Source organism: Gracilibacillus phocaeensis, from assembly GCF_900626275.1.
GTDB classification, from domain to species: Bacteria; Bacillota; Bacilli; order Bacillales; family Amphibacillaceae; genus Gracilibacillus; species Gracilibacillus timonensis.
In genome coordinates, this window is sequence record NZ_LR131142.1 from 223,209 (window position 1) to 235,285 (window position 12,077).

Annotated in this window: 10 protein-coding genes; 8 read left to right on the plus strand and 2 right to left on the minus strand. The window is 38.9% G+C overall.

Annotated elements, in window-relative coordinates; all coding sequences use genetic code 11:
* Nucleotides 1–293 precede the first annotated feature (293 nt).
* Nucleotides 294–2,594, minus strand: coding sequence for a helix-turn-helix domain-containing protein (locus E0E32_RS03300; protein ID WP_130858945.1), 2,301 nt, complete (start codon nucleotides 2,592–2,594; stop codon nucleotides 294–296).
* A gap of 202 nt (nucleotides 2,595–2,796) precedes the next feature.
* Nucleotides 2,797–3,621 carry a YesL family protein gene (locus tag E0E32_RS03305; protein ID WP_235817560.1) on the minus strand — a complete coding sequence of 275 codons (825 nt, stop codon included), beginning with the start codon at nucleotides 3,619–3,621 and terminating at the stop codon, nucleotides 2,797–2,799.
* A 201-nt stretch (nucleotides 3,622–3,822) separates the two neighbouring features.
* Here E0E32_RS03305 and E0E32_RS03310 point away from each other — a divergent pair, with 201 nt between their 5' ends.
* From E0E32_RS03310 to E0E32_RS03345, 8 genes are all read left to right on the plus strand, one after another.
* Nucleotides 3,823–5,343, plus strand: a complete 1,521-nt coding sequence (locus tag E0E32_RS03310; protein WP_066195743.1) for an extracellular solute-binding protein — start codon at nucleotides 3,823–3,825, stop codon at nucleotides 5,341–5,343.
* A gap of 431 nt (nucleotides 5,344–5,774) precedes the next feature.
* On the plus strand, nucleotides 5,775–6,734 hold the full coding sequence (locus tag E0E32_RS03315) for an ABC transporter permease (protein WP_066195747.1): 960 nt from the start codon (nucleotides 5,775–5,777) through the stop codon (nucleotides 6,732–6,734).
* A gap of 30 nt (nucleotides 6,735–6,764) precedes the next feature.
* The gene (locus E0E32_RS03320; protein WP_130858946.1) at nucleotides 6,765–7,643 is read left to right on the plus strand and encodes a carbohydrate ABC transporter permease; all 879 of its coding nucleotides are present in this window, start codon (nucleotides 6,765–6,767) and stop codon (nucleotides 7,641–7,643) included.
* A gap of 24 nt (nucleotides 7,644–7,667) precedes the next feature.
* Nucleotides 7,668–8,732, plus strand: coding sequence for a prenyltransferase/squalene oxidase repeat-containing protein (locus E0E32_RS03325; protein ID WP_286171679.1), 1,065 nt, complete (start codon nucleotides 7,668–7,670; stop codon nucleotides 8,730–8,732).
* A 19-nt stretch (nucleotides 8,733–8,751) separates the two neighbouring features.
* Nucleotides 8,752–9,021: a hypothetical protein gene (locus tag E0E32_RS03330; RefSeq protein WP_066195753.1), complete on the plus strand. Its 270-nt coding sequence runs from the start codon at nucleotides 8,752–8,754 to the stop codon at nucleotides 9,019–9,021.
* 144 nt (nucleotides 9,022–9,165) lie between these two features.
* Nucleotides 9,166–10,116 carry an MFS transporter gene (locus E0E32_RS03335; RefSeq protein WP_130858947.1) on the plus strand — a complete coding sequence of 317 codons (951 nt, stop codon included), beginning with the start codon at nucleotides 9,166–9,168 and terminating at the stop codon, nucleotides 10,114–10,116.
* Nucleotides 10,113–10,430, plus strand: a complete 318-nt coding sequence (locus tag E0E32_RS03340; protein ID WP_066195758.1) for a cupin domain-containing protein — start codon at nucleotides 10,113–10,115, stop codon at nucleotides 10,428–10,430. The genes E0E32_RS03335 and E0E32_RS03340 overlap by 4 nt, the downstream gene beginning before the upstream one ends.
* Nucleotides 10,431–10,508: 78 nt before the next feature.
* Nucleotides 10,509–12,074, plus strand: a complete 1,566-nt coding sequence (locus E0E32_RS03345) for a glycoside hydrolase family 43 protein (RefSeq protein WP_066195761.1) — start codon at nucleotides 10,509–10,511, stop codon at nucleotides 12,072–12,074.
* Nucleotides 12,075–12,077: the final 3 nt, after the last annotated feature.

The following is a 12,077-nucleotide window of genomic DNA, read 5'->3' on the forward strand; positions in this document are numbered from 1 at the left end:
AAAGCTTATAATAGTGAGACACTTGATAGATTATACGAATATAAAATGATGTTTGTAAATAAATTAGCTTTTATATGTACAAGGATAAAACTCTTGCAAAATAAAATTTACAGTATGAATGAATTTTTCAGGAAGCAATCTTTGTTCTCTTCATTAAATAAAGAATTTAAATTGTTTTATAAAAAAAAGCCGTCCAAGCTATCACTTACAACTGTACAAACAATTTTAAAACAAGAGGAAGCTCTATGATGATGTAAACTTCCTCTTTTAGTTTTTGCTGTTTTACCTCATACTCAATCCCTCCCTCGATACTGCTCCCTATACTTCCCAGGTGTTGTGCCTTCCATTTTGCGAAAGGAGCGGATAAAGTTTTGTGAATTATTATACTTCAGCCTTTGTGCAATTTCCTTTACAGACATCTTGGTGGAGACTAACCATTCTTTCGCTTTATTTAGGCGATAACGGAGCAAGTATTCGCTAAACGAATAACCGGCTTCTTTTTGGAAAATGCTGCTCAAATAATTAGGGTTATAATGCAGCTCAGCAGCTATAATATCAAGTGAAAGATCTTTATCAAAGTTATTATGAATCATAGTGATTATTCTATCCGAAATTTTGCGATTCTTGGAATCATCTTTTTCTTCAATATTCTGAATGAGTGGGAGAATAATTTCTGAGCTTACCCAATCATGAATAGACTCCATCGATCGAAGGTTTTGAAAATGTGTAATCATTTCTGTTGTTTGAAACTGTTCGACGGATGCTCCCAGTGATTCTTTCAATTCGTATAACTCGTACAGGAAACGAGAGAGAATAATTTCTAACTGTTGATGATGAATGTCATGTCGGTCTAGATAATCAAAGAACTTGGTTAATTCTTGTAAAGCAATTTCCTTCTCACATAATTTAATCGCATCCAAGATCTTGTTTTTGATCGCAACAGGGTAAGGTGCTACATTGGAATAACGTCTATTCAAATTATCATAAAAAATGATAGAACCTTCACCCATCTTCAACCGATACTTAAGCGATTCTTTACTTTCCTTGAAGGCAATATGGGCATATTCCAGTTTTTGATGGGTCTTGCTTATACCAATGCTGACTGATAAATGAAGTAGTTCTTTGACTTTGGATTGAATCAACTCCGCCTTTTGGTTTAGTAACCGGGAATATTCCGTTGCATTGTTTGATTTCATCATAATTATGGTTATCTGCGTGTCATTGATGACAACAGGTGTTAAGCGCTCTTTCTCTGAAAGCAAGTCCTCCATTAAGTTATTAATCGCAAATAGGACCAAATCGTGATCGTTGGAATTGAACTTCTGTTGATCGATTTCATCTATTTTTAGAGAAAAGATCGAGAAAGAAGTCCAGTCTTGTTCATACTGAAATGCTTTCACTTTAAGCGGTATTTCTCCTTTTGATACTTTACCTTGTAATAAACGCATCATAAATAATTGTTTCAACTGTGAAACTTGGCTTTGCACTCGTTTTTCTAACAGATGATTCTGATTTAATAGACGTTCAATGTGGGATTCGATCATGTCGAATTCGTTAACAGGTGCGGTTGTATCTGTTTTTTCATGGTGGTTGGCATCGATAATTTGCTGTAGTTTTTTGACTGGGCGATATAGAACTTTGCTGCCGACAAAAGCAAAGCATAAAGAAGTAGTTAAGAGAACAATCACAATCCAGAATGTGAGCCAGCCAATGGAACTGGATTTCATGTGTAAGTCACTTAGTTTGACGAAGGATAAGTAAGTCCAGTTATTATAGTCTGATGTTTGATAAGAGATCTTATAATCAACATTATTTAGACGGTATTCAAATTCTCCTTCGAGTGCATTGTTATCAATGTGTTCAAATAGATCTTGAGGTATCTGGCTTGTTTCCCCTGTATATTCGGTATTGCTCTGTGCGATCGTACGGTTCTCCTCATCTAAGATCAAGAAAGACTCGTTATCATTACTTTGTGCCATAATTTCCCGGAGTTCACAACTGGGAATAATCACAGAAATCAAACCTGTATTATTCGATGATAAAAGTGGCAGTTTTTTAACAAGATTAATATATTGAGAGCAACTTTTTTTCGTTGCGTTGGGAAGACCGATTCTGTCTGCCTCTTCGACTAGCCATGCTGATGTATTAGGAATCTGCAGGTAATCTTGATAGATCGTTTGATACGTTTGATTATCTAATCGCACGAGTCCGTCGTTATTTAGCAGCCAACGATTGTCTAAGCTAACCAAAATAATATCTTCGATTCCAGTTTCAATCGTCTGTAAATGGTTTAAATCTTTCCGTAACTGATGAAAATCACTAAATACATTGGCGCGCATATCTTCTCTTAGATAGGCTTGTGTTTGGCCAGAACGGACAAAATAAGTAGTAGATAGATCAATATATCGCAGAACTTGCTCCACATTGGTTTGAATTTGATAGATATTTTGTTTTTTCTCGTCATTAGAGAAGTCCACGATGGCCTTAGAAGATTGCCAGTAAGACAGACCGCCAGTGATAATAACAGGTACGGTACTTAAAATAAATAAAAAGGCAATAAGTTTAAAATAATGCCGAGTAGATAATTTTTTCATAGTGAACTTCCTTTGTCTGGAGTTATCATCAACTGTGTACTTAATTACAGTAGCTAAGCTGGATGGACAATGTCAGCTCTGTTCGTCCAACTGCATATTGCATGAAGTTTGATTTTTCGAGTCCGTTTCCCTGTTTAAAAAAAGGTTTATTCATCATGTGTCTCAGGTCTAGTGGTCATTATAGCTGGTTTTTGCATAACAGCTACAATGGAGACACGTTAATCTCTTTTGTTTGTTCTTGTTGTTTTTTTAATAACTGATTAAAACCGATATGGATAATGAACATGCTGGTATAAGCACTGACGCTGAAGCTAAAAAACAGGGTAATTCCAGGTAAATAAAAAGATAGAAAATAGATTCCTGTTAAGATGGTTAATGCACAAATAGAATAATGTAAGTTTACCACACCGATAGAAACGGCATAACGGATATACTGCCAGAAAGTTAATTGGTAATGGACATATACCGGGGCAATATAAAGAAGTAACACGGTATAAAAGAAAGCAGCAATCACAAATAGACCAAATAAAATCGGATATACACTGGAGTCTGCCATTAATCCAGTGTAGTTTAGAAAGACTGATAAAATGTAACCGATAGCGTATAACACAAGTCCCAACAGGTTGGATGTAACAAATGTGCTTTTGTACTCAGCGAAAAAAGTTTTAACAATAGAAATATCATACTCCTGAACCACCCATTTACGAACAACGGCAAACATGGCAAAAGTAGCGGGAAGCAGTCCTAATAAAATCAATCCTGCTAAAGTAAAGGCAACCCATAATAAATTCAGCCAAGCAAATCGAGTAACCCAGACACTGATACGGTAGAATCCTCCCCATATTCCAGTTAGTTGCATTATAGCACGTCCTCCAATCTTAAAAGTTATATAATAAGAGAATACCTTGTAATGTTGATTTCGTAAACAATCAATTAAAGCGTTTTCAATGGTGTAATCATCATCTAAGCAAGTTGTAATCGTTGCTACAAAAGGGTTCGTGATGATAAGTAGCAAAAGAATAATCATTATGTCATCTCTTTTTGTGGGCTAATAGAAAGATGATTATTCTACAAAAAACCTCTAATGAAACATGAGCTATCATCACGGATGCAGTGAGCTATGAGAAAGTGATTATATACAAAGTGAAGCGTTTTCATTACTATAGGAAATGTACCCAAAATCAATCAATGCGGTACAAAATGATAAATATTTTGGAGGGTGGTTAATTTGAGTAATTGGAGAAAGCTATTTGGAACGGTCTTATTGTTGACATTCATCTTTGTTTTAGCAGCATGTAATAGCAGTGACAGCTCAAGTGAAGGAGGAAGCAGTTCCTCGGATGATTCGGCCGATGACAGTGGAGGACCATTTGCTTTTACTGTAATGGCCAACTTGCATACACCAGAAGTACCTGATGAGAAGATATTAGAAAAGATTGAAGAAGAAACCAATACAGACATCGAAATTCAATGGGTACCTGATAATAACTATGATGATCGTTTGAACACGGCCTTCGCAACCAATTCTTTGCCAGAGGCTGTGTTTTTGAAAAACCAGGCTTCTTTTATTCAGTTTAGAGAGGCAATAGAAGATGAGCAGTTTTGGGAAATAGGTCAATTTATTGATGAATTCGATAATCTATCTAAATTGAAGGAGAATGTAGTAGATAATACGCGAGTAAATGGTAATTTATATACCTTGTATCAAGGGCGACCATTATCGCGTCAAGGTATGATTTATCGTAAAGATTGGGCAAATAATTTAGGTTTAGAGGCACCAACTACGACCGATGAATTTATGGAAATGGCGCGTGCGTTTACAGAGGATGATCCAGATGGAAACGGAGAAGATGATACATTTGGAGTTACGGACCGAAGTGACTTGATCTATGGTGCCTTCAAAACGGTTAGTTCGTGGTTTGGAACACCGAATAACTGGGGCGAGCAAGATGGCGAATTAAGACCAGAGTTTATGTTTGATGAGTACAAACAAACGATGGATTTTTTCAAAGAAATGCATGAAAATGGCTATATTAATCAGGATTTTCCTGTAACAAGTAAAACAGATCAACAGGAATTTTTTAAGAATGGAACAGCAGGTATCTACGTTGGTTCAATGGGCGATGTAGCGAGTATCAACTATGACGCAGTAGCGATCAATCCAGATGCCAAATTTGATGTTCAAAATGCTGTGGAAGGACCGCATGGCGAGTTCGGCACTTGGTCGATTCCGGGATACGGAAGTTTGCTTATGTTTCCGAAAAGCTCTGTAGAGACAGAAGAAGATCTAAAGAAAATTCTAGGTTTTTTTGATCAATTGATGGAACCTGAAGTAATGAACTATGCCTATTGGGGTATTGAAGGAGAACATTACGAAGTGGTGGATGGTGCAGCTTCACCCTCAGACGATCAAGCTTTGACGGATCGAGAAGTCAAACCATATCAAGCAATTGAGATAGGCGAGCCTGAAACGAATGGACGTTACGAAGGGTATCATGACTATGACATCAAAGCAAAGGCTGAAGAATTAACCGTTGAGAACGAAGAATATTTAATCGAAGATCCAACCGTTGCTTTATATTCAGAAACCTATGTGAATGACGGTGCAAGATTGCAAGAAATCATTACAGATGCTACGTATAACTATATAATCGGTCAGATTGATGAAGCAGGTTTCGATGCCGCTGTTGATAAATGGGAAGCAGATGGTGGAGAGGATATTATCGCAGAGTATAACGCGGCACAATAAGAAAAAAGCGGGCTCTTAAAATGAACATTTTGAGAGCCCTCCCTATCCTCACAACAGAATGGATAATCATGATCTGTAACGTAAGGATATTTGAACAAAAAATTTGCGATAAGGCTTGATATCAAGGTTATTTGGGATTAGTAAGATAATGATTATTTACGTCATGTATCCTTTCCATTACGCTTTTGTTAGGGCAGAGGGAAGTATCAACAGATGGCGTGAACATTACATTGCAAGGCAGGGTCCTTCTATCCGGTGTAATGGTTTATAGAAACCAAGTGATCTGTTCGTATTTTCTCTTGATGTGATCCTCCTATACGGATAATAGAGTCTATGGTGATGGATAACACTTTATTGTAGGTCTAGTTGATAACTTGTAAAACCTAGCGTTCTTTTTTACAACAGAAATTGATAAAGAAAGGGTTTGGCTTATGGAGCATTCTACACTAACCGTAAAAGAACGGAAACAGATTAGAAACATGAAACGTTCGGAAACATGGCGTAATATTAAGAAAAACAAATTAATCTACTTAATGATTTTACCTGGTTTTCTCTATTTTTTTATCTACAAATATCTCCCTATGTATGGATTAGTCATTTCATTTCAAGATTATAAACCATATAGAGGAATTTTGGGGAGTGACTGGGTAGGGTTAGAGCACTTTCAACGATTATTTGCAAGTTCAGAATTTTGGATGATTTTCAAGAATACTTTGGTCCTTTTTGGACTGCAGATTTTTATCTTTTTTCCGATTCCTATCATTATTTCCCTTATGCTAAATGAAGTGAGACACCAATTTTTCAAACGTAGTGTACAGACCTTGGTCTATATTCCGCACTTTATGTCATGGGTAGTTATTGTGTCTATCAGTTATGTATTGTTAACACTGGATGGCGGAATTGTAAACGCTATCTTAGAATCATTAGGTTTACAGAAAGTCAATTTCCTTTTAAATGAAGATTGGTTTAGACCTATGTATATCCTGCAGGTTATTTGGCGAGAAGCAGGTTGGGGGACGATTATTTTTTTAGCTGCTATCACAGCAGTTGATCCGCAATTGTATGAAGCGGCTAGAATGGATGGAGCGAATCGTTTTCGCCAAATGTGGCATATTACCGTGCCAGCAATCCGTAATGTCATCATTGTCTTATTAATACTGAAAATTGGTGACGTATTGGAACTAGGTTTTGAGCATGTCTACTTATTGTTAAACTCTTCTAATAGAAATGTTGCGGAGATTTTTGATACCTATGTTTATGTGGCAGGTTTACAGCAAGGTCAATTCAGTTACAGTACAGCGGTCGGATTCTTTAAAGGAGGCGTAGGCTTAGCTATGGTAGTATTTGCAAACTGGTTAGCGAAGAGATTTAACGAAGAAGGTATCTATTAAAAAAGATAACAGGAAACGAGGTGAAGAGGAGTGGCTAAACAACAGATTTCTGCGGGGAGCCGTGTGTTTGATTTCTTTAATTATTTTCTATTAGGTTTGCTTGCGATTATTACGATTTTGCCTTTTATTCATGTGGTAGGGAGCTCGTTTGCAACAAGCGCGGAGATTGCAAGGACAAAATTTTTATTGTTTCCGACAGAATTCAGTTTGCAGGCGTATAAGTATATTTTTTCTACAGATACAATCTTTAAAGCATTAGGAGTTTCCGTAATGGTAACGGTTGGAGGAACGATCTGGAGTATGTTCTTCTCGGTTCTTACTGCTTATGGCCTGTCACGAAGGGATCTAGTTGGCAGACGAACGTTGAATTTTTTAATTGTATTCACTTTATTATTTAATGGTGGTATGATTCCGACTTTCTTAGTAGTACAACAAACAGGACTGTTAGATTCGTTATGGGCATTAGTAGTGCCGGTTACGATCAATGCCTTTAATATGATTATTCTAAGAAGTTTCTTTATGAATTTGCCATCAGGTCTGGAAGAATCAGCTAAAATTGATGGAGCCAATGACTTTAGCATTTTGTTTCGGATTGTTATTCCGATATCGTTACCTGCAATAGCAACGATATCATTATTCTATGCAGTCACTTATTGGAACACCTATATGCATGCCATTCTATACTTAGCAGATGCAGACAAATGGCCTGTGCAAGTGCTATTAAGACAAATTGTTGTATTGGCAAGTGGGATGAATTATGACGCAGAAGCATACACAGATGCCCCGCCTCCAGAAGTGACGGTGAAGATGGCGACGATTGTCGTTGCAACGGTTCCCGTACTATTAGTTTATCCATTTTTACAGAAGTATTTTGCTAAAGGGGCCCTTCTCGGTTCTGTTAAAGGTTAATCAAAAAAGGAGAGAAACATAGCGATGAAAAACTGGCGTGAAGAAGCAGGTCAGCGCTTAGATCATTTACTGAAAGATGTAGTGCCATGGGTATTACAGCGGTATGATCCTGAATCAGGAGGATTTTACTTTGCTCAGAGTGCTGCTAGGAAGCGTTCGTATCCTCCTGATATTGAATCGACGGCACAGGCAATTAATATTTTAAGTAGATCAAAAGCATTGGATATGCTCCCTAGGCAAGCGTTGATTCGTTTTTTTCAAGAACGACAGCAGCCAGACACGGGTTATTTCTATGATCCGCATCCATTGATGAAGCAGGATGAAGTGATGGTACACCGCGCATTGAATTATGCCGTCAATAGTTTGAGACGACTGGGAGGAAGCCCTTTATATCCACTGCCAGTTCAGCAAAGGCAAGCACCTTCCTATGCTTTTTCATTGGAAGACTATCGGGCGAAGTGGGAGCAGATTTCACTGGTTAACAGCTGGAGAGGTTGTGACTTATTGGCTTCATCGATGGTGTATGTAGCGGAGATGGATGCTGAAATACAATCGATTTATGTGCAGGCTTTTGCGGACTATCTAGCAGAAAAACAAGATAAGGTGACAGGACTATGGGGAGAAGGGTCCATGTATGTAAGGATCTCAGGAACTTTTAAACTCCACACTTTTTACCGGAAATATCAGATTGCGTTACCCAATCAAGGGAAAATTTATCAATCGATATGGGACTGTCTACATAACGAGATCGCGATTGATATGTGTTATATCCGAAATCCGATTGATTTGTTATCTTATCTAAACGTGCACGTGTCAGAGCAAACGCTAGAGGAAGTAGTCAAGATGACAATAGATAACATGGAGCAGTTAAAGCAAGCAGATGGTGCTTTCTCTAGAGAAATTGGCCACTCTGTAAAAGCCCCCAATGTAGCACAGGTAAAAGCGGATGAATCTTATCCTGGTATGCCAGCACCTGTGGAATTAGGGCTGGGGTTAGCGGAAGGTGATATGAATGCAACGACTCAGGCGACATTGATTCACCAGCGACTACATCATATATGGGATAAAGAAGGGCGTCTCAATAAGTGAATAGAAAGAAGTGTATAGCTTGGATAAGGTATGGAAACTGGATAAAGAAAAGAGATTATCACTGGATGCGGTCAACGTCTTGATGAACCATGCCATCTTTCAATTTGGCGGTGCTTTATCCATTATTTTTGTAAATCTATATTTATGGCGTTTAACGAACAGTTTATGGGTGAACGGAGCGTACAATTTTATAGCTATTCTATCACAAGCTGTCACTACTTTTGTAATTGGCAAGGTGTCAAAGAAGAAAGGGCGTACGATAATTTATCACAGCGTTAACCGTCCGTAAGCCCCACTTCAGGATACTGGAAAAATAAAAGAGGCTAATTCAGGGCAACGGACGCTAAACATCCTGATAAGTCTCGCTAGCCATTCGTGGAAGATAATGAAGTCCTACGAATAGGCAGTCTCGCTTTATCGTTATGGTATCTGGATGACGGCCCTGTTCTATTTATTGATTATCTTGGTTCAAGAGGGGATTGTGAATCATTTCTATTGGTTCGCTTTATGGCGTGGTATTGCACAAGGTTTGTATTGGGTGGCTTACTTTACGATTGTACATGAGGTTTCTTCTAACCAAAATCGTCATCGGTATTTGGGATGGAATCAGATGGTCATGGGTTCCTCTAATTTACTAGCACCTGTCTTAGCTGGTTTTATCATTAGTTTATTTGAAGGATTAATGGGCTATTTATTGGTATTTTCGCTGGCGTTTCTATTATTTCTTTTAGCTACGATGAGGAGTTTTCGATTAAAAAAGGAACGTATTAAGCATCGCAGCTACTACATGAAATTTCTTCCTCAAATACTTAAACGTCAGCAAGCTTTTCGTTCGGCGTTAATCGGTTGGTTTATTATTGGATTTCCACAAGGGATCATGATGTATCTTCCACCGATTCTTATCTACAGCATCTTTGAAGATGAAGGAATGGTAGGCTATTTAAATGCCGGTTTCTTAACGATATCTATTGCGATGAGTTACCTTATTTCTCGTTTTGCGAATATTGATCAAACGATTAAATATCTGTGGATTGCTGCTATTGGCTTCTTTATTTCAGGAACTTTTTTAACATGGGAGATCGCGGTCTGGAGTGTGGTACTGTTTATGGTTACACAAAATATGTTTAAGCCCCTACAGGCCAATGCTTTTGCGGCTTATTACTTCCAATGGCTTGATCGACTTCCATTAGGCGCCGAATTTCGGGTGGAGTCCATCGTGTTGCGTGAAACGATCATTAATGTTGGGAGAGCTTTGGGGATATTAATATTTATGCTATTTTCACAAGAAATAGATGCTCACACCGCTGGCTTTATCATTTTAGGAGTGATGGCGCTGCAGAGCATATTGCCTGTACTCATTAATAGAAGGGAGGTAGTGGCATGACGCTAAATCAGTGGGAACAAGCAGAACCTGGCGTAAAGCGTAAAGTCCATCAGCCAGGAAAAGACTTAATGATGATGGAAGTGATTTTTGAGGAAGGGGCACAAGGTGCCAGTCACAGTCATCCGCATGAACAATTAACGTATTGTTTAGAAGGCAGGCTGCTATTTACGGTTGGCCAGCAAGAAACAGTGATGGAGGAAGGAGAATCATTACAGATTCCATCTAATGCCATTCATGGTGTAACGGCATTAACCAAAAGTAAGCTGTTAGATGTGTTTACTCCAATCAGGGAGGATTTAGTGAGCGGAGATTAAGAGGATTTCTAATGTACGTGGAAATGAACGAATCACCATATGATATTTTAAATCTTGCAAAAAAGGAGAAGAAATTTAATGAAAACGTTTAAAAATCCAATTATACCAGGGTTTTACCCTGATCCATCGGTTTGTCGAGTAGAAGAGGATTATTATTTAGTCACTTCCAGTTTTGAGTATTTTCCTGGTGTGCCGATTTTTCATAGTAAAGATCTGGTGAATTGGCGCCAGTTAGGTCATGTGTTGGATCGACCAGAACAATTGAATTTGGATCAGACCCCTTTTTCGCGAGGTATATATGCCCCAACGATTCGCTACCATAATGGCACCTTTTATATGATTACTACCTTTGTGGTTAGTCCAACGGGTGCGAGACGGAATTTTTATGTAACAGCGAGTGATCCGGCCGGTCCTTGGTCTAATCCGGTTTGGCTTGAGGATGCGCCTGGAATTGACCCATCACTGCTATTTGATGATGATGGTAAGGTGTATTATACCGGGAATCGTAAACCACCTTCAGGCCAGCGATATAAGAAGCATAACGAGATATGGTTGCAGGAGTTAGATCTGGAGACTGGTAAACTAATTGGTGAGAAATATAGTTTGTGGGATGGTGCGTTAAAGAATGCTCACGCACAGGAGGCTCCGCATTTATATAAAATAGGGAATTGGTATTATTTAATGATTGCAGAGGGCGGTACAGGACATACGCATGCAGTAACGATCGCACGCAGTAAGCAGGTAAAAGGTCCATATGAAATGACGGAAACCAATCCGATTTTGACGCATCGACATTTAGGTAGACATTATCCGATTGTAAATGTTGGGCATGCCGATATCATAGAGACACAGGCAGGTGACTGGTGGATGGTTTGCTTAGCTTCCAGACCCTTCGGCGGTTATTATCGAAATCTGGGTCGGGAAACATTTCTCGTTCCATTTATTTGGGAAGAAGGCTGGCCGATTGTGAATCCGGGCAGTGGGCTGGTTGAACCAGAGATGGCTTTTCCCAACTTGCCGGAACATAAATGGCCTGCGCAACCGTTACATGACTCCTTTGAATCGGAAAGGCTGGGTGATCAGTGGAATTTTATTCGTACGCCTCGAGAATCCTTTTGGTCCTTAACCGAGCGAAAAGGTTATTTACGTCTAAAGGCAAAACAAGAAACCATTATGGAAGAAGAGAATCCATCCTTTGTAGGAAGGCGGCAGCAGCATATTGATTTTTATGCTGAGTTGGCAATGGAATTTAAACCAGCTCAGTCGACAGATAGTGCTGGCCTGGTGTTATTACAGAATCATGGTTATCAAATTCGTGTGGAAATGGTAACGGAAAATGAACAGCCGACGTTAAAGCTAGTGAGAAGAGAAGCTGGCAGCGACCAATTGATTGCCACACAAGCATTAGAAGATTGGTGTGTGTACTTATCCGTAGAAGGCAATGGGCAGGATTATACCTTTAGCTATGCGATAGATCCTGCAGAGCGACATTTGCTTGCGAGAGATGTTGATGGGAGAGTGTTGAGTACAGACCTGGCTAGTGGCTTCGTAGGTGCTTATATTGGAATGTACTGTTCTGGGAATGGCAAACAAAGTGCTGGCTATGCCGATTTTGATTGGTTTGAATATCAAGGGAGGGACTGAGTA